Raw genomic sequence first — 18,756 nt, 5'->3', positions numbered from 1 at the left:
CAAGCTGAAAGTTCACTTATGTTATTGATATTAAATTATTTATTAATTTAGCCTTATTTTATATTCGCGATATAAAGCGAAAATCGCTATATATCGCGATTATTTTCTAATACCTAGCTTTCGCATTTTCGAGCGAAGTGTACTTTCAGGTAAACCTAACTTAATTGCAGCGCCTTTATTACCTGAAATTTGCCAGTTACACAGTATTAAAACACGTGTTATGTGCTGTTTTTGCGCCTCATCGAGAGTGAGAGATGAATCCATACTAGGCGTATTTTCACCACTAAGTGGTTGATTAAGCTGTAGTACAGGTTGTTTAGATAAGATTGCTTCGCGTTCTAACACATTTTGCAGCTCTCTAATATTACCTGGCCAATCATAGGCTTGAAGTTTAGTAATAGCTTTTTGAGTCAAGCCTTTTAGCTGCTTACCTAAACGTTTATTTAATTGCTGTATTAAGTTGCTGCATAGAAAAGGGATATCTTCTTTTCGCTCTCTAAGAGCGGGGACTTTAATAGGAAATACATTAAGCCGATAATATAAATCTATTCTAAAACTGCCCTTTTGTACCATCTGCCATAAATCGCGGTTTGTTGCCGCAATAACCCGAATGTTAACGTTTAAGGTTTGACTACCGCCTACTCGTTCAAACTCTTGCTCTTGCAGTACTCTGAGTAGTTTACTTTGTGCCTCAAGGGGTAACTCGGCAATTTCATCTAAAAAAAGCGTGCCTTTATCGGCTAGTTCAAATCGACCTTTACGGCGCTCGTTTGCTCCTGTGAATGCGCCTTTTTCGTGCCCGAATAACTCAGATTCCAATAAACTTGGTGTAAAAGCAGCGCAATTTACTTTAATAAAAGGGTGTTTGCTACGGGTGCTTAGTCTGTATAAGTTACGGGCTACTAGCTCTTTACCGGTGCCATTCTCACCCAAAATAAGTACCGTAGTGTCGGTTTCACTGACTAGTTTTATTTGCTGCAGCATATTTTGAAACACGTGACTTTGCCCTACAAGTCCAGAGTCTTGCCAGTCTTGATTTAGCTCTGCAATCAAATAATTGTTTTCGTCTTTTAATTGCTCGCTTAACTGCTTTATTTTTATAAGTGCATTTTGTAAGTCACTTTGTGTTTGTTGCTGCTGCGATATGTCACGAAATACTGCAACAGCACCAATAAGTTGGTTATTTCGATGCACTGGGGTGGATGTATATTCAACGGCAAATGAGCTACCGTCTTTGCGCCAAAATATTTCGTTGTTTACTTCTCGGCGCTTACCATCAAACATAGTGCAGTAAATTTGGCACTCATCGGCAGGGTAAGGTGTGCCATCTACGCGAGTATGATGATGATATTGGTGTATTTTTTTTCCTAATAACTCATCGGATTTCCAGCCAGTCATACGCTCTGCTGCTGGATTTACAAATACAGCGTTTCCAGATAAATCAAATCCGTATATTCCCTCGCCAACAGCATTAAGTAGTAACTCTGGATCGTTTAAAAATTGCTTTATCATAACCACACCTCGCGAAATATCACGAGTATTATGACAACTTTAACAAATGACTGCACCTGTAACTTTCCAAAGTTATTTACCCATTTTTATGAGTAGTGGCTAAAAAGTCCTCGTACATCTATTTTTGCGCCCAAACGCGCCGCAATTAAATACAAGCCTGCAAGTTTTCGGTGTATAAACAGTGCATCGACAGGTGGAGTGTGCCACTGCTGTGATTGGGCGCTGAGTTCAAGCCCTGCGTTTTTAATTTTAAGTGCCAGCTCGCTGTTTTTAAAATCAAAATTACCATTATAACGAAGAGGTTCGCATGCCATTAAAAACAAATCTATGACATTGTTTTTATAGTCATCCAATATGTCATCTTTAAAATAACCAATTTTCGATGCTGCGTTTAATACGCCCTCTCGGTTATTTTCGCTTCCTGCCTTAAATAGTGCCAAATAAGCAGAACTCAACTCATTTGATATTTCTCGTGTTGCACCAAAATCAAATAAAACGATTTTTTGTGTATCTGATTGATAATGAAAATTAGCAAAGTTGGGATCGGTTTGAATAAGTTTAAACTCAAACATCTCTTTAAAAAACAAATCAATTAGCTGCTCAGCAACAAAACTCTGCTGGCTTTGTGGAAGTGCTGTGATGCGCTCTATTGGTTCAGCGTTTACATATTCCATAGTCAGTACTTGCTTCGTACTATGGGCAGTGTAAACATTGGGCACCTTAAAATTAGTGGTGCCTTTAAGCGCGGTTTTATAACGTATTAAGTAATCAGCTTCTCGCAGGTAATCGGCCTCAGCAAGCAACTGGGCTTTAGCCTCGTTAACTAGGGGTTTTATGTCGAGCTCTTTAGGTAGTAAGCGCGATAACGTTAACAACGTAATAACGTTATCTACGTCGCTTACAACACTTTTTGCTATACCCGGATATTGAACCTTAACTGCGAGCTTATCGCCATTTTCTTGATACGCTAAATGCACTTGCCCTATAGAAGCGGCTGCAAAAGGTCTGAGCTCAATGTGAGAAAAACGAGAAAGCCAGTCATCCCCCCATTGTATTTTAAGTACTTCAACCAGCTGTTTATGAGGCATTGGATTTGCATCTGAGCGCAGCAGCGCAAGCAACTGGGCAAGCTCAGGGCTTAGCAAGTCACCGGCATCCATAGATAACAGCTGACCTAATTTCATTGCTGCACCACGAAGGTGTGATAACTGGACGGCAAGTTTTTCAATGTTTTTGGGCTGCAAAAGTAAACGTTTGTTATCCCAGCCTTTGCCTGTTAACGCACTTTTTGCGCCATCAACCAGCATATTGCTAGCAACCCCTGTTGCCAACGAACCTAATTTTGCAAATCGAGAAAGACGAGACGTGGGCACATTACGCGGTGCAGCCATAATTTTTATAACCTGATTAGCCTGTAAATAGGCTAATTAGTACGATTAATTGAGGCTGGTCGATCTACTTAGTCTGGTTATTTATAATCGAGGAACCAGTTTAATTGCGCCTTGTGCTACTTTCATATCGAGTGGTAATTTGCTCAATAGCATCATTTTAGGGTCATTCATATTTAGTGTGTATACAGGGTTATTTGCTAAAAATGTATTAATTACATCCATTGCTTGATCGTCAAGCGCGCCAATGTTGCCTCTAAAACCACCCGCATCAACGCTTGACCCCAATAATTTTACATTACGTAAAAACACCGCTTTTTTCTCGCTGTCGTAGTATGGGCTCCCTTCTATTTGAAGCTTTAAACGAATTGGGTATTTAAGTGCAAAAGCGTTAATTTCTGCGCTAGAGTCGGCACCGAGTACAACAACATCGCTATTATTAGGCCCAATATCAACACTTAAATCATTAACGTTGAGCTGAACAGGTAGCCCCATCAGTTTTACTTTCTCGCTAAGTTTAGGGAGCTGTTGAGCCAGTGCGCTTTCTACTTCAGCATTTGTAAATGAATATACAGATACACCTTGTGTGCTATTACAGGCGGTTAAAAAAAGTGTGGTAATAAGTAGTAAAATTCTCATAGTGAGCCCTTTATTTTATTGTATATAAAAGGCCGCTATTTGAGCGGCCTTTTAACGTTTTTATCAACAGTTGGAGTAACGTTGATGATTAAGCTGCAAGTGTCGATTTTAGTCGTGCTAGTGTCTCAGGTTCAACTGAACCGTTACTGAGCGCGAGTAACTGTTTTAAATAATAATTTAAATCAGCATGATCACCACGATGTTTATCATCAAGCATAGCAACTTGCTCTGCCATTCTAAGAGATGCATTTGGCGAACTCACATTCACTAAAATTTCCATACGCGTTATGAGCTGCTCTTCATTTAGTGATGTTTTTAAAGTTGCTTGATACTGAGCCGGTATTTCTTCATTATTTTGAAGTGCACTAAGTAATGCTTCTAAATTAGCTTGCTCTGATTTAGTCATAAGCACTGACACTTTTTCATCAATAGCCTTTAGCAATGCAGCCACCTTTGGTGCAAGCGTTCTAAACTGTGCATAGCCCTTAACCTTAGTTTCTAGATCATGAAGTTGCGCACGCTGCTCCACCGCCTCTAATGCCGCTTCTAATTCAGCTAGTTCTGCAGCGGCTTGTTTATCAGACTCATTTTGCTCAAGCTTTTGTTGCTCAAATTCGGTACTGCGCTTAATAAATGCTTCATCGTTATACTGACGAAATTTTTGCCACAGCGCATTTTCGGCTTTTAAACCTGCAAAACCAATAGTTTGCCATTGCTGCTGCATTTGCTTTAAGGCTTGGCAAGCACTTGCTAAATCGTCACTTTGCGATAGTTTCTGGGCTTGTTCAACTAAATCATTTTTAAGTGCAGCATTACCTTTATGAAACGCATTTAATAAACCAAGCACCTGTTGTTGCTCGCTTTTATAGCGATCGTTTAATACTCGATATGTTTTAGGGTCAACTTTTACTACACTGCGCCATGCTTTATTTAGCTTATTGTATTGGCTTTCAAACTGTTTCCAATCAAAGCCATCTTCACTGGTTGGCTCTAAACCAAGCGTGTGCATATCTGTAATTATGCTTTCACGTTGCAACTTCGCTGCATCGCGTTTCTCTTCTTGCTCGGCAAAGTAACTACGACAAGGTGCAAACAATGTTTCTATATGTTCATCGAACTGAACACCTTGTTGTTTTTCTTCGTCTGTATCTAAACGCCCAAGTTCATTCCAACGTGTGCGTAACATTTTTACTTGTTCGGCACGCTGTTGTGGGTCGGTGCATTCTTGCTCAGTTAGCTGAGTTACTTCTTCTAGTAACGCAACACGCTTCGGTGCAGCAGCGTATTTTTGCCAATCTTTTGCATCGGCAAGTTGTTGCTCTAGCTCTGCTTTAATATTTTCAAGCGGTTGCTGGTAGCGTGCTGTTAATGTATTAAATAGCTCTTCAAAACCTTTAAATACACCAAATGCCACATTAAACCGGCCTTCTTCAATTAAGCGCTTAACATCACGAGCTTTACGCTTTGCCTGACTCTGATTTTTTCCAAGCGGTTTAATTAAGTCATTCATTAATGCTAAAAATTGCTTTTTATGTGCATTTAACTCCGCTTTAAACTTACCTTGTAATGTACTATCTAAAATAGATAAATGCCCACGAGTCTCTTTAAACGCTTGATTAAAAGCTGAAAGAGTTTCGTCATATTGCTCAAGGGTTTGTGCTGGTTCAATTAGTTTTAAAGCGGTTAGTGCCTCTTTGTATTGCGCAATAGCAGTTGTTAGTTCAGGTAATTTGGCCACTTGAGAAAATAAACTCTCAAGCTTTACGATTACCGCTTTAGACTGTGCGTTGTTTTCAAGCTCAGTCTCTGTGATCGCTTGTTTTGCTTGCGCTACTTTAGCGTCGAGCCAATCTTGTTGAATTTGCTCAGGGGTTTCTAAACCAACCTGAAGTGCATTTTCAATTTCATCGCTTAATGCTTCAAGCGTTGCTAATGCAAGTAATTGTCGCTGTTTTAATGCTAAAAGTTGCTGCTCTTTATCGTGCTCGGTTTTTAGTTGAGCGATATGTGTGTCAAGCTTGCTGGTAATAGCGATGTACTTTTCATCTAGCGCTTTTATCCGTTCCGTTGTTAGCCATTTAAGCTCTAATGCTTGCCATTGAGCCATTAATTCAGTAGCCCCAGGGTTTACAATCGCAAAGTCTGTTTTTTCACGTAATGCATTAAGTTTGGCTAAAATAACACGCGTTGAATTTTCAACTTCTTGTGGCATTTCCTTAGCAAAACGTTCATTTTCAATATGCGTATCAAGGGTGGCTTTTGCTTCCCCTTTAGCGTGTTTAGCAAGTGGTTTGGTAAGCCGATGGTTAATAACTAACTCAATTAACTGCGCTTGTAACTCTTCGCTGCCCTCTTTGAAAGCTTTTTCAACTAATTTTGGATTTGCTAAACGCTTAAGTAATTTAACGCGAACATTTAGTTCTTTCTCTGCAAACGCCAGTTTTTCTAATGTTTTTACAGGAGCAAAGCGCTCTATATATTCACTTTTAATTTGCGGTGTCAGTGTGCTTTCGCTATTTAAAACGGCATTTGATATTTGCTGCTCGGCAATATCTTTTAGCGCTTGATCTTGTTTGTAGGCTTTCCACCACAGTGGTAAATCATTTACCTTTTGAAGCGCCTTACGGCGTATTTCTGCAGAGCTATCTTCTAATGCAAGTGTATTTAAAATACTTGCATCGCGCTGCGTGTCTAGCTTTTCAATTGCATCAAGACGAACCTGTTGCTTGGGGTGTTTCCATTTTGGCGTAAAAAGGTGCTTAAAGATCATGTTCACTAAACCTAGCTATTTCGTTGTCTGATTTGAATTCTTTTTGTAGTTGCGCTTTTGTCTTTTGGATCATTTCACCATTAGCACCAATCGTAAATTGCTCGTTCGATTGAGCCACCTTTGCTTGATACAACATAACCAACTGCACTGTTTGTTGCTTTTGCTCATCTGATAATACAGTGCCATCTGGCCATTTGCCTGTTGATGCACCATATTGCAAGCGTTCAAATAATTCTGGAGTTATATTTTCTACAAGTTTATCGATATTCATGTCATCTTTTCTTTTTAAGAGTCACTAAAACAATACGGTTAATAAGATACCAAATACACCCTACGCCAATGGCGATGGTGTAAGCATACCACTCAAGGGTTTCTTTTTGCGGTTGTAAAAAATACAAACAGAAAAAACCACCCAAAAATATGATAAGTGCTAAGAAGGAGTGATTTATAAACATCTGCTTTTTTTTAATTTGCTGTTCGCGCTGAAGTTGTTGAACCTGCTCGTCATTTAGCTCTGAAATGTTACTTTCGCAATGCGGGCATTGCTTGTATTTATCTGAAATTGATTTTGCACATTTTGGGCAACGAATTATCGCCATACATCTCTCCATACTACGCATAAAAAAAGCGCCTTGCGGCGCCTTTATTGTACTTGTTTTATTTGTCGTTGTCTTTTTTCAATTTAAACCAACAATAGATAATATGACTTTCTGTTATTGGCTTAAATCCACTTCCCCACAAACTAGCAAGTACGTTGTATATTGAATCACTCAGGATCTTTAGATTGCTTTTCAAGGCGCTTTTCCCAAAAAGTAGCATTTTTTATGCCTAACTTAACTGGGTCGAAAGTTATTTTGCCGCCTTTTTTCTTTTGATCTTCGTAATCGCTTAAACATAGTAGTGCTGGTTTTGCGACAAAAAATATAGCTAAAATGCCTAATATATTGATCCATGCCATTAAACCTACGCCTATGTCGCCAATAGTCCAAATATAACCCGAGCTATTGACCATACCGTACGCAACCATAAACATTATCACAAACTTCACAATAACGAGTGGAATACTGCCTTTAAAATAACGATTTAAGTATGCAATGTTAGTTTCGGCAATGAAGTAGTAAGCTAAAATTGTAGTGAACGCAAAGAAGAACAGTGCAATGCCTACAAATGCTTCGCCAAACCCGCCAAATACGCTGAATAATGCCATTTGTGTAAATGCTGCAGAACCGACTTCTGTTGCTGCATCAACATTTTGTACAATAAATTGGCCTGCAGGTAGCTCGCCAACAATGTTGTATTGTTGTGTTAATAAAATCATAAGTGCAGTTGCGGTACATACAAAGATGGTATCTACGTAAACTGAAAAAGCCTGAACTAAACCTTGCTGTGCTGGGTGGTCTACCTCTGCAGCAGAGGCTGCATGCGGCCCAGTACCTTGGCCTGCTTCGTTTGAGTATATTCCACGTTTTACACCCCAACCAATTGCAGCACCAAATCCTGCTTGAGCTGTAAAGGCGTCGCTTATAATCATGGCGAAAATATCTGGTACTCTATCGATGTGTAAAAATACAACAATTAAGGCAAGTACAATGTAACCTAGTGCCATAAACGGCACTACAATTTGGGTAAAGTTAGCAATACGTTTTATGCCACCGAAAATAATAAAAGCTAAAACGATAAGAATAATAGCCAGCGCAACTAACTTAAAGCTGCCTACATCACCAAAGCTGGTCGATACCATAGTCCCGTCGCCAAATACTTGAGTAAACGCATTACCTACTGCATTTGCTTGTACACCAGGAAGGAACACACCACACGCAACAACGGCAGAAATAGCAAATAGGATGGCTAGCCACTTTTGCTTTAAACAACGGTCAAAGTAAAACGCAGGTCCACCACGGTACTGGCCGTTCTCTTCTTCTTTATAAATTTGACCCAGCGTTGACTCGGCATAGGCCGTACTAGCACCTAAAAATGCAACAACCCACATCCAAAAAATTGCCCCCGGACCACCAAAGCCTATAGCTGCAGCAACACCGGCGATGTTACCTACACCAACTCGCCCCGATAAAGACACAGCCAGTGCTTGGAAAGAAGAAATGCCTTTTTCAGATGTGTTAGGACTAAATAATAACTTACACATTTCTTTAAAATGTCGAACTTGGGCAAATCGAGTTAATACAGAATAAAACAAGCCCGCGCCAAGGCATAAGTAAATAAGGGCATTACTCCAAACAACATCATTAACAGCGCTTACAAAAGCTTCCATGAATATCCTCTATAGTTATATTTTTTATTATGAATTACGAGACTCTGTTTTAGCTACTCAGAATGCGCGACACAAAGCGATTAAAAATCAGGCTTCAATTCGCCTATCTTTAATTCGATTGTTATTGATATTAACTTAAGTTGGCTAACTTTGTTAACACTTAATTTTCATATTTAGAGATAAAACGTGCGCTTTGGCGTCGTGTTTGAGGGTTATTTAACCAGTAATTTGAATTATATGAATATGCTAAGGACTTATACAGCGTGATTAAAATCTATTTTTGATTGAAGTGATTTATAGAAAGGGCTTTATATCTATTCGCTTAATTAAGTTATCTATTTTAAAGTTAGAAAAGCGTGTTAATAGCTAGGCAAAAAATTCGCTATTTAGTTGCTCTTAATAAGAGTTTTGACGCAAGTAGCGACAAGTTTAGCCTCGTAAAATGATTATGTATTATTGCGGATTGGTATTATGTTAATTCGTTGTAGATTTGAATAAAAAAAGGCACCAAAAATTGATGCCTTTTCTAAATACTCTATCTGAGCGTATCAACCACATTTACAATGGCTGATAATGTGTCTTGACCAAACTGGTACGAACGACGATCTGACCAGCCATAATCTGGATCTGGTAAATCGTTGTTATCTTTAAACGGCATTTCAATGGTGTATGTAAGCGCTTTAAACTCTTCAGCCGTTGCCGACGAAGCCACGGTTAACAAAGCCTCACCGGGCTCATCTTTCGGGTAGCCGTGCTCATCTTGAAACTCAGGTGTTATTGTTTGTAACGCCGCTTTAAAGTTATCTTCTAAGTTTTTAAGGCGCTCGTCGTAACTTGGAATACCTTCACTGCCTGCAACAAAGTTATAAGGAATAGCTTCATCACCATGAATATCAAGGTGCATATCTAAACCTGTTTCGCGCATTTTATTAAGCACAAAATAGACTTCAGGGCTGTTTTCAATCGATGGTGTTTGCCATTCACGATTTAAGTTAACACCTTTAGCATTGGTACGTAAATGTCCGCGCACACTGCCATCAGGGTTCATGTTTGGCACAATATAGAATACTGCTTTTGATAATAATGCTGCAGCATGCGGGTCTTCGTCATCAAGTAATTTATGAAGTAAGCCTTCTACAAACCATTCAGCCATTGTTTCACCTGGGTGCTGACGTGCAGTTACCCAAATGACTTTTTTATCTTCACTTGGCTCACCTATTTTTAGCACGCTGATATCGCGCCCATCAAGTGTTTCACCTAATGTTTGAAGCTGGCAAGCACCTTGAGCTTGTGCCCAAGAAAGTAAGTCTAAATGGCGGTCGTAGCTGTATGGTGCGAAGTAAGCAAAATAAACACTGCCGCACTCTGGCTCTATTTCAAAGCTTAGCGTGCCATTTTCATAGCTTGATGGAACACGAAACCATGTTTGGCGATCGTAAGAAGCAACTGCTTGGTAGCCCTCCCAACCATCTGGGTATGCTGATTTTTCAAGCTGATTAATATTAAGCTTATGTAATTGATAAGGCGTTGTTTCTAATCGAAAGTGAAACCACTGGTAAAATTCAGAATTGTGATCGTTATTAATCTCTAATTGAATATTAAGCGGATCGGTTGCATCAATGACTTTGATATTACCACTGTCGAAATTACTGCTGATTTTCATGAAAAAACCTTTAATTTTAATAAGCTCATCTGCATTGTAACTAGCAGAACTAACATCGCGAGCAAAAATACTCGCACTAAACACAGCGTATTGTGAAATAACTACGCTCGCTGTATTTTAATGATTAAAGCGTAGCATAAGGCACGCACATTAAAAATAATGACACATTAAAAAAGCCAGCTAAACGCTGGCTTTTGGATACTAAATATACATTAGCGTGGTAGGCTTGGGAATGACACTTCAGCCATATCTCGCATACAACGAACTACTTGGCAGCTATAGCCAAATTCATTATCGTACCATACGTATAAAACAATACGGTTATCGTCAACAATTGTTGCTTGCGAGTCAACAACACCAGCATAACGGCTGCCCACTAAATCGGTAGACACTATTTCTGTAGACGCTGTGTAATCAATTTGATCACGTAAGTCTGAATGCAGTGCTGTATCGCGTAAAAATGCGTTTAGCTCTTCAACCGACGTACTTGTGGCTAAGTTTAGGTTCAAGATAGCAAGCGAAACGTTTGGTGTAGGAACGCGAATCGCGTTACCTGTTAACTTGCCTTCAAGCTCTGGTAACGCTTTAGATACCGCCTTTGCCGCACCCGTCTCAGTAATTACCATGTTAAGGGCTGCAGCTCGACCACGGCGCTCTGCTTTGTGATAGTTGTCAATTAGGTTTTGATCGTTTGTGTACGAGTGAACCGTTTCAACGTGGCCATTATTAATACCAAACTTGTCGTTTAATGCTTTTAACGTTGGCGTAATCGCATTTGTTGTACAACTTGCTGCACACACAATTTTATCTTCAGATAAAATATCTTGGTTATTTACACCATATACGATGTTTTTAATATTACCTTTAGCCGGTGCCGTTAGTAATACTTTAGCCGCGCCTTTGCACTCTAAATGCTGACCAAGACCTGCTTCATCTTTCCAAATACCTGTGTTATCAACAATTAACGCATTCTCGATACCGTATTGTGTGTAATCGATTTCGCTAGGCGAATTTGCATAAATAACCTGAATGTAACTGCCGTTCGCTTTAATTGCATTACGTTCTTTATCAATAGTGATTGAACCATTAAATGGGCCATGAATTGAATCACGACGCAATAAACTGGCACGTTTTTCGAGGTCACCCTCTTTACCGCCACGCACAACGATTGCACGTAGACGTAAATCGGCGTAAGGGCCCGATTTTTCAATTAATAAGCGAGCAAGCAAACGGCCAATACGGCCAAAGCCATAAAGGACTACATCACGTGGCTCTTTTACAGTCGAATTGGCTATTTCTGCTAATTCATCTTTAACAAACTCTTCAACTGAACGGCCGTTTGCAACGTCGCCGTATAAGTAGCTATATGCCAGCTTACCAATATCAATACGAGCAGAGTTTAATTCCATTTTGCTGATTGCTTCTAAAAACGGGAAGCTTTCGCGTAAACGTAATTTTGTGCCTTCAAATTGTGCAACAGTTTTGTGAGATTTAATAATTTCAATTGTGCTGGCATTTACGAGAGGACGGCCATATACAGCAATTTCAATACCACGATTACGGTAAAGCTTACCAATAATAGGTTGCATACTTTCAGCGTAATCTTGGCGTTCTTGCCAACTATTTGTGTATTCTAACTCGTGAGATGAGGTCATTTTATTTACCTAAATTTATCATTTTGAACGGATAGCCTTTAAAAGTGCACTATATTTTGAGAGTAATGCACTTCAGGCACAGCTATTCTAATTTAATCTGAAGTTATTCTCTACTGTTAGGCGTTAAATGATTGCGCTAGAATAGCTGTGTAGATATTTATTTGGGGTTAAGGAATGCTAAAAAGAGCAAGTATATTACTTGGATTACTAACATTAGCGGGTTGTGAAGACCCTGTGACGCTGGCACAAGTTTGTAAGGAAACACCCGGTTTTTGTGCTGATCTAAACAAAGATAGTCATTGTAAGGACGAGCGTGCTGAAGTTATTTTAAAGCGTTACAGTGAATACAAAGAGCCAACGGATGAAAATAAATATCAATTATTAAAAAAATTTGAGACATACAACCAATGTATAACATTGGCAGCCAAAATTGAGCACATAAAGCTCAAAGCTAAAAAAACGTCTCGAATAGATGGGCAGCTTACTAGCATTAAAGAAATGACACGCCTTTATCAAGACACTGTAAATACTAATCACCCCGGTTTACTTTATTACCATTGGTCAAGAAACAATAATCAAGGTGCATTAAGTAAGCTTTTAGCCATAGAAAACGATCCAAGCGTTACCCAAAGTGCAGAGATGCAGTTCTTTTTAGCGTCTTACTATATTAAATTTGATGACGATAAAACCATTGATTTACTCTATAAAACATTAGAGCTAAATGAAAAAGGGAACCTACCTAACCCTGAAGTATACACCTCACTAATTAGCCTTTTTTATAAACATGATAAATTTAAACATGCCTATATATTTTCAAAAGTGGCACAAATGTCGGGTATCGAAAATATAGATTTATTTGAAATAGAACAAGAGCTGTTAAGCACAGGTAAAAACTTATCAGGCCTTGATTCGCTTGCTGAGCAAACCTATCAACAAGTATTAGAAGGTGAATTTGTATCACCTAGAGAATTTTAACAAAATACTCAACCCGCTTACCTAAACGTTAAGCGGCTGTGTAATAAAAAAGGCAGCTTTCGCTGCCTTTTTTTATTTTGCTTTGCTGGTACCCACTTCAACACGGGTCTTTAATTTTTGGCCCGGTCTAAAGGTGACAACACGACGCGCCGAAATAGGAATGTCTTCGCCTGTTTTCGGATTACGCCCTGGTCTTTCTTTTTTGTCTCGAAGATCAAAGTTACCAAATCCAGAAAGCTTAACCTGCTCTCCTTTTTCTAGCGCTGAGCGGATTTCTTCAAAAAACGCTTCAACTAAATCTTTGGCATCTTTTTTATTGATCCCGAGCTTTTCAAATAGGTGTTCAGCTATGTCGGCTTTAGTAAGCGCCATATCTAGTCCCTCAACGATGCATTAAACTTTTCGGCCAATTCGGCCACCACGTTATCAACTACTAGATTGATATCTTTCTCTTCGAGTGTTCTATCAACCGCTTGCAGTGTTAGAGCAATCGCCAAACTCTTATAATTTGGCTCAATACCTTTGCCCTTATACACATCGAATAAGTTTAGGTCAACCAATTGATTTCCGCCAACTTTTTCTATAGCGTTTAAAATATCGCCAGATTTAACGCTGTTGGCCACTAAAATCGCGATGTCGCGACGGTTTGAAGGAAATTTAGACACGCTTTCAGCTTGTGGTAAATTTCTTTTTTCAATTGCTGACATTTCAATTTCAAATACAAAAGTTGCGTTATTGATATCTAACGACTTTTGCGCTTGAGGATGTAATGCACCAAAAAAGCCAACCTTTTTCCCATCAACATAAATAACAGCTGACTGGCCAGGATGAAGTCCATCAGATTGTTCAGCTTTAATTTCAAAACGGCTCACGTCATTTGTAATAGCAAGTAATGCTTCAACATCACCTTTTAAATCGTAGAAATCAACGTTTCGTTTTTCTTCAACCCAATGCTCTCCATGTGCTAAACCAGTAATAACACCACCAATCACAGGTACTTGGCATACACCATTTTCAGCATTTTCATCGCTTATAAATTTAAGGCCATGCTCGAATAACCTAATGCGAGGTTGTTGACGATTTTGGTTGTATGCAACAGACGCTAATAAACCCGGCATTAAACTGACACGCATTGCTGACATTTCAATTGAAATAGGATGCGGTAGAACAAGTGCATCACTTCGTGGATGCAAAATAGCTTGAGCCTTAGGATCAACGAAGCTGTAAGTAATCGCTTCTTGATACCCACGCGTTACTAACGTATTACGGAATTTGCTTAGCGCAATACTCGCTTCGTTATGCGTTGTCATTTTAAGTTTTGCAGTTGGTGCCACATTTGGGATACTGTTATAACCGTATACGCGCGCAACTTCTTCAATTAAGTCTTCTTCAATGCGAATATCAAAACGGTAGCTTGGTATGTCCGCACTCCAGCTATCATTTTCAACTTTAACATCAAGGCCTAAACGAGTCAGAATATCAGTTACTTTAGCATCATCAATATGATGACCTATTACGCGGTCTAAACGAGAACGACGCAAACGTACTTCAGTCACTTTTGGTAGTTTATCGGCTGCAACAGCTTCAACTACAGGACCTGCTTGACCACCAACAATTTCTAAAAGTAACGCTGTAGCACGCTGCATTGCATCATGTTGTAGTGCAAAGTCTACTCCACGCTCATAACGATGTGACGCATCGGTATGTAAACCGTAGCTACGCGCTTGCCCAGCAATTGCTACCGGGTTAAAGAACGCACTTTCAAGCAGTATGTCTGTTGTTTTTTCAGTAACGCCAGATTGCTCACCACCAAAGATACCAGCAATTGCGAGTGCTTTATTATGATCGGCTATCACAAGTGTTGATTCTTTTAATTTAGCTGCATTGCCATCAAGTAATACAAGCTCTTCACCAACATTAGCATTACGTACTTTAATACCGCCTTCAATTGTATTTAAATCAAAAGCATGCATCGGGTGACCAAGTTCTAGTAGTACATAGTTTGTTATGTCAACAACCGGATCGATTGAACGCACGCCACTACGGCGTAGTTTTTCAACCATCCAAAGTGGTGTTTCTGCATCAAGGTTAATTCCCTTAATTACACGACCTAAATAACGAGGACAAGCATCTTCATTAACTAGTTCAATTGATACTTTATCGTCAATTGTTGGTGTTACAGCTGGTATTTCTAATACATTTACATCTGTACTATTTAAAACGCCTACCTCACGTGCAAGGCCTTTAATGCCTAAACAGTCACCACGATTTGGCGTTAAATCAACATCAATGATGTTATCGTCAAGGCTTAGATATTCACGTAAGTCAGTGCCAATTGGTGCATCACTTGGTAACTCCATGATGCCTTCACCCTCTTCGCTAATACCTAGCTCGTCGAATGCACATAACATCCCATGAGAAGGCTGACCGCGTAGCTTCGCTTTTTTAATTTTGAAATCGCCAGGTAACACAGCACCTACGGTTGCTACAGCAACTTTTATGCCTTGGCGACAGTTTGGTGCACCACATACAATATCTAGCAGTTCATCACCACCAACATTAATTTTTGTTACACGTAGCTTATCTGCATCAGGGTGCTGGCCACATTCAACAACTTCACCAACAACAACACCATTAAACTTGGCTGCAGCTGGCTCAACGCCGTCAACTTCAAGGCCGGCCATAGAAAGCTGTTCCGACAGAGCTTGCGTATCAATAGCAGGGTTTACCCACTCTCTTAACCACTTTTCACTAAATTTCATTTTATTGCTTCACTCTTAACGGAACTGGTTTAGGAATTTTAAGTCATTTTCGAAAAATGCACGTAAATCGTTTACGCCATAACGCAACATTGTTAGGCGCTCTACACCCATGCCGAATGCAAAACCCGTGTATTTCTCAGGATCAATACCCACAGACTTAAGAACATTTGGATGTACCATGCCACAGCCTAATACTTCTAGCCATTTGCCGTCTTTGCCCATTACATCGACTTCAGCTGAAGGCTCTGTGAATGGGAAAAATGAAGGACGGAAACGAATTTCCATGTCTTCTTCAAAAAAGTTACGCAAAAAGTCGTGTAAAATACCTTTTAGCTCAGTAAAGCTAACGTCAGTATCTACCATTAAACCTTCTACCTGATGAAACATCGGAGTGTGCGTTTGATCGTAATCGTTACGGTATACGCGCCCAGGAGATATGATACGAAGCGGCGGCTGCTCTGTTTCCATAGTTCGTATTTGCACACCACTGGTTTGAGTACGCAGTACTAACTTAGGATTAAAATAAAAGGTATCGTGATCAGCGCGCGCAGGGTGATGTTCTGGAATATTTAATGCGTCAAAGTTATGAAAGTCATCTTCAATTTCTGGACCTGATTTAACAGCAAACCCTAACTCGCCAAAAAAACTTTCAATACGCTCAATAGTACGTGTTACTGGATGCAAGCCACCCGCTGGCATTACACGACCAGGAAGAGTTACATCAATAGTCTCTGCAGCTAGTTTTTCTTCTAGTGCTTTACTCGCTAATAATTCACGCTTTTCGTTAATTGCAACTTGTACATCTTGTTTAGCTTGGTTTATCACTTGCCCTGCTTCTTTTCGTTCCTCAGGTGCAATTTTTCCTAACGTTTTAAGTAAGCTGGTGATTTCGCCTTTTTTTCCAAGGTAATTAACCCTGATTTCTTCTAGTTGCGCGATTTCACTGGCACTGGCTACAGCCTCAAGTGCTTGCGCTAATATATTTTCTAAGTTCATTGGGTACCTGATCTTTCACAGAGGGTGATTGCTGTTAACTAATGGCTTATGATAACTGAAAGCAGGGTCTAGATTCTAGACCTACTACAGCTTTAACGTTGATTTTATAAAAGGAATTGTTAATTTTCTTTGTGCTGCCATAGATGCGTGATCTAATTTGTCTAGAACATCTAATAATGCTCGCATATCGCGGCTCAGGCGGGTTAATAAAAACCGCGCACATTCATCACTTAATTCAAGCCCACGCATGTGTGCACGTTTAACTAAAGCTTGAGCTTTGTCATCATCACTCATTGAACGTATTTGAAACGTGGTTCCCCACGTTAAACGTGACTCTAGATCTGGAAGCGATATATTTAGCATATTTGGTAATAGGTCAGCTGTTACAACCAACATTTTACCGGGTTCATTAAAGCGATTAAAAAAATTAAATAAAGCTTTTTCCCAAGCATCGTTGCCTGCGACTAGATGAACATCGTCAATACATAGTATATCCAGTGCTTCTAGTCCATCTAAAACCATAGGGCCAAAGTTAATAACCTCACGCATAGAAAGCAGCATATTTGAAAGGCCACGCTCTTGAGCCTTTATGCATGTAGCGTACAACAAGTGAGATTTTCCTGAGTCACCTAAACCACACAAATACGTATATTGAAATGTATTCGCCAATTCAGAAAAACTTGCTTTGAGGTGATTTACCTCTAATGAATCTTCGCCACCGAAGTACGATGCGAAAGTTTCGTCATCTGGTAAAGTAACAGGCAAAGCCATTTGCATTGGTTCTTGATTTAGCACTATGGTTTTACCCATTGATACTCAAGGCTGCTTTTGTCTACTACATGATAAAAAGCACGCGGGTCGATATAATCTTTAAACGCAGAATCGAGACCTAGTGCTTTTTTTAAATCTGTAACATTTCCTGTATGGCTCAGTTTATATTCAACAAATTCTGTTGTTTTACGGATAATGATTACATCGGTAACCACACTAAGACTTTGTAAACGTCTTTTCGCTAACTCAACATCTACAAAATTGTCAGTCCCTTTTAAGGTTAAAATAGCCGAAGCTTGTTCATAGTATGCATTAGGATCAATTGCGTACTCACTGGCAAGCCCTCTTGCTAATGTATCAATCATTTGACTAACAATTTGTTGTTTATCGCCAACTAAGCGATTTTCGTCAAACAAGTCACCATTCGTGAATCGCCAATCTAGAACCCAGTTATTGCTGTTGTTGTCTTTGTACATTTTTGCTGTGATGCTTCTTTCAGCACTATAACGCTGGGACGCTTCCTCGATAGGCCCTGAAAAATTACCCCACACCTCTGGTATTCCTACTAGACGCCTATCTTGTAAATCCAGTAATGGCACAACAACAGGTAAGCCACGTCTTCGTGCACTATCGTAAATTAATTGCTCCAACTGTGGATAACTTTCCTGTGTAACTAGCTCTCTGCGCCAGTTATCTTCAATACCCAACCAAATAGCGACTAACGGGCGTTGTGAACCCCAAAGTGGTAAACTCAGTTCTTTTACAAGGGTATTGATTTTACGTTCTTCAAATTTAACAACTAACTTTAACTGACCCTCTGTACGCTCATCGTATTCAAATTTGAGCATGTAATCAGAAATATCTTTAGTTCGCTGTTGAGCTAATCGATTTTGATCGGCTGTTTCATCACCGCTCACTTTGACTAATACGTTAAGTAAAGCTTTACGACTTGCCGTTAATCGTGCATCTCTTGATTTATCATCAACTTTTAAAATATCTTGATATAGATCAGTGACTTCAACTGCTGAAACAGAAAAACAAATTAAAATGGATATTGCGGTAATTAATAATCTATACACTGTATGTTAGTTCTTGGTTTTAAACTGATTTGATCCTAAATCAAAGCCAGTAACAAAGCAAAATTATATTTATTACTGAGATATGTTGAATCATGGTAAATGCACTGGATAGTCAAAACACTGTTCACAAAGAGGCGCTTCGCTTAAGAAACGCTGCGCTTTAGAGAAAGAAATACTTAATTTTTACTTTTCTATAGACTTAAAAAAGCCCGACTCTTTCGAATCGGGCTTTCTTGTATTTGAAGCCTGGTAATGTCCTACTTTCACATAGCAAATG

At 39.4% G+C, this 18,756-nt stretch carries 15 protein-coding genes; 1 reads left to right on the top strand and 14 read right to left on the bottom strand.

All coding sequences use genetic code 11. From position 1 onward, the window contains the following. Nucleotides 1–99: 99 nt before the first annotated feature. The 9 genes from KZZ04_RS17685 to KZZ04_RS17645 form a co-directional block, all read right to left on the bottom strand. Nucleotides 100–1,512 (bottom strand): sigma-54-dependent Fis family transcriptional regulator, encoded by a 1,413-nt coding sequence (locus KZZ04_RS17685; RefSeq protein WP_219423505.1) that lies wholly within the window; start codon nt 1,510–1,512, stop codon nt 100–102. A gap of 86 nt (nt 1,513–1,598) precedes the next feature. Continuing rightward, complete coding sequence (locus KZZ04_RS17680; RefSeq protein WP_058404855.1) at nt 1,599–2,903, bottom strand: AarF/ABC1/UbiB kinase family protein; 1,305 nt, start codon at nt 2,901–2,903, stop codon at nt 1,599–1,601. An 81-nt stretch (nt 2,904–2,984) separates the two neighbouring features. Continuing rightward, nucleotides 2,985–3,539, bottom strand: a complete 555-nt coding sequence (locus tag KZZ04_RS17675; protein ID WP_058404854.1) for a DUF1439 domain-containing protein — start codon at nt 3,537–3,539, stop codon at nt 2,985–2,987. Nucleotides 3,540–3,627: 88 nt separating this feature from the next. Next, on the bottom strand, nt 3,628–6,309 hold the full coding sequence (locus tag KZZ04_RS17670; RefSeq protein ID WP_219423503.1) for a DUF349 domain-containing protein: 2,682 nt from the start codon (nt 6,307–6,309) through the stop codon (nt 3,628–3,630). Further along, complete coding sequence (locus tag KZZ04_RS17665) at nt 6,299–6,580, bottom strand: YeaC family protein (RefSeq protein ID WP_006794492.1); 282 nt, start codon at nt 6,578–6,580, stop codon at nt 6,299–6,301. The genes KZZ04_RS17670 and KZZ04_RS17665 overlap by 11 nt, the downstream gene beginning before the upstream one ends. Before the next feature lies 1 nt (nt 6,581). Beyond that, nucleotides 6,582–6,908: a hypothetical protein gene (locus KZZ04_RS17660; RefSeq protein WP_058404852.1), complete on the bottom strand. Its 327-nt coding sequence runs from the start codon at nt 6,906–6,908 to the stop codon at nt 6,582–6,584. 167 nt (nt 6,909–7,075) lie between these two features. Continuing rightward, on the bottom strand, nt 7,076–8,578 hold the full coding sequence (locus KZZ04_RS17655; RefSeq protein WP_058404851.1) for a sodium:alanine symporter family protein: 1,503 nt from the start codon (nt 8,576–8,578) through the stop codon (nt 7,076–7,078). A 535-nt stretch (nt 8,579–9,113) separates the two neighbouring features. Further along, complete coding sequence (locus KZZ04_RS17650) at nt 9,114–10,241, bottom strand: M14-type cytosolic carboxypeptidase (RefSeq protein WP_138528092.1); 1,128 nt, start codon at nt 10,239–10,241, stop codon at nt 9,114–9,116. 212 nt (nt 10,242–10,453) lie between these two features. After that, nucleotides 10,454–11,896 carry a glyceraldehyde-3-phosphate dehydrogenase gene (locus tag KZZ04_RS17645; RefSeq protein ID WP_058404850.1) on the bottom strand — a complete coding sequence of 481 codons (1,443 nt, stop codon included), beginning with the start codon at nt 11,894–11,896 and terminating at the stop codon, nt 10,454–10,456. Between the two features lie 174 nt (nt 11,897–12,070). Here KZZ04_RS17645 and KZZ04_RS17640 point away from each other — a divergent pair, with 174 nt between their 5' ends. Beyond that, nucleotides 12,071–12,871, top strand: coding sequence for a DUF2989 domain-containing protein (locus KZZ04_RS17640; protein WP_219423501.1), 801 nt, complete (start codon nt 12,071–12,073; stop codon nt 12,869–12,871). A 72-nt stretch (nt 12,872–12,943) separates the two neighbouring features. Here KZZ04_RS17640 and ihfA read toward each other — a convergent pair whose 3' ends face one another. The 5 genes from ihfA to KZZ04_RS17615 form a co-directional block, all read right to left on the bottom strand. After that, the gene (gene ihfA / locus KZZ04_RS17635) at nt 12,944–13,243 is read right to left on the bottom strand and encodes an integration host factor subunit alpha (protein ID WP_002960690.1); all 300 of its coding nucleotides are present in this window, start codon (nt 13,241–13,243) and stop codon (nt 12,944–12,946) included. 2 nt (nt 13,244–13,245) lie between these two features. Further along, the gene (gene pheT, locus KZZ04_RS17630) at nt 13,246–15,633 is read right to left on the bottom strand and encodes a phenylalanine--tRNA ligase subunit beta (protein ID WP_219423499.1); all 2,388 of its coding nucleotides are present in this window, start codon (nt 15,631–15,633) and stop codon (nt 13,246–13,248) included. Between the two features lie 15 nt (nt 15,634–15,648). After that, a complete protein-coding gene (gene pheS / locus KZZ04_RS17625) occupies nt 15,649–16,629 on the bottom strand; it encodes a phenylalanine--tRNA ligase subunit alpha (RefSeq protein WP_058404847.1) in 981 nt (326 codons plus the stop codon). Nucleotides 16,630–16,713: 84 nt separating this feature from the next. Then, a complete protein-coding gene (gene hda / locus KZZ04_RS17620; protein WP_171034596.1) occupies nt 16,714–17,424 on the bottom strand; it encodes a DnaA inactivator Hda in 711 nt (236 codons plus the stop codon). Next, nucleotides 17,424–18,479, bottom strand: a complete 1,056-nt coding sequence (locus tag KZZ04_RS17615) for a DUF2066 domain-containing protein (protein ID WP_058404846.1) — start codon at nt 18,477–18,479, stop codon at nt 17,424–17,426. The genes hda and KZZ04_RS17615 overlap by 1 nt, the downstream gene beginning before the upstream one ends. Nucleotides 18,480–18,756: the final 277 nt, after the last annotated feature.

The organism is Pseudoalteromonas sp. CR1 (genome assembly GCF_019392235.1).
In the GTDB taxonomy this organism is placed as follows: Bacteria; Pseudomonadota; Gammaproteobacteria; order Enterobacterales; family Alteromonadaceae; genus Pseudoalteromonas.
Note: the sequence above shows the minus strand (reverse complement) of the source record. Positions and strands in the feature narration are given on the sequence as shown.

Bases quoted from the DNA above. Each gene is read 5' to 3' on its own strand.
- KZZ04_RS17685 (WP_219423505.1), bottom strand. From the start codon at position 1,512: ATGATAAAGCAATTTTTAAACGATCCAGAGTTACTACTTAATGCTGTT.
- KZZ04_RS17680 (WP_058404855.1), bottom strand. From the start codon at position 2,903: ATGGCTGCACCGCGTAATGTGCCCACGTCTCGTCTTTCTCGATTTGCA.
- KZZ04_RS17675 (WP_058404854.1), bottom strand. From the start codon at position 3,539: ATGAGAATTTTACTACTTATTACCACACTTTTTTTAACCGCCTGTAAT.
- KZZ04_RS17670 (WP_219423503.1), bottom strand. From the start codon at position 6,309: ATGATCTTTAAGCACCTTTTTACGCCAAAATGGAAACACCCCAAGCAA.
- KZZ04_RS17665 (WP_006794492.1), bottom strand. From the start codon at position 6,580: ATGAATATCGATAAACTTGTAGAAAATATAACTCCAGAATTATTTGAA.
- KZZ04_RS17660 (WP_058404852.1), bottom strand. From the start codon at position 6,908: ATGGCGATAATTCGTTGCCCAAAATGTGCAAAATCAATTTCAGATAAA.
- KZZ04_RS17655 (WP_058404851.1), bottom strand. From the start codon at position 8,578: ATGGAAGCTTTTGTAAGCGCTGTTAATGATGTTGTTTGGAGTAATGCC.
- KZZ04_RS17650 (WP_138528092.1), bottom strand. From the start codon at position 10,241: ATGAAAATCAGCAGTAATTTCGACAGTGGTAATATCAAAGTCATTGAT.
- KZZ04_RS17645 (WP_058404850.1), bottom strand. From the start codon at position 11,896: ATGACCTCATCTCACGAGTTAGAATACACAAATAGTTGGCAAGAACGC.
- KZZ04_RS17640 (WP_219423501.1), top strand. From the start codon at position 12,071: ATGCTAAAAAGAGCAAGTATATTACTTGGATTACTAACATTAGCGGGT.
- ihfA (WP_002960690.1), bottom strand. From the start codon at position 13,243: ATGGCGCTTACTAAAGCCGACATAGCTGAACACCTATTTGAAAAGCTC.
- pheT (WP_219423499.1), bottom strand. From the start codon at position 15,633: ATGAAATTTAGTGAAAAGTGGTTAAGAGAGTGGGTAAACCCTGCTATT.
- pheS (WP_058404847.1), bottom strand. From the start codon at position 16,629: ATGAACTTAGAAAATATATTAGCGCAAGCACTTGAGGCTGTAGCCAGT.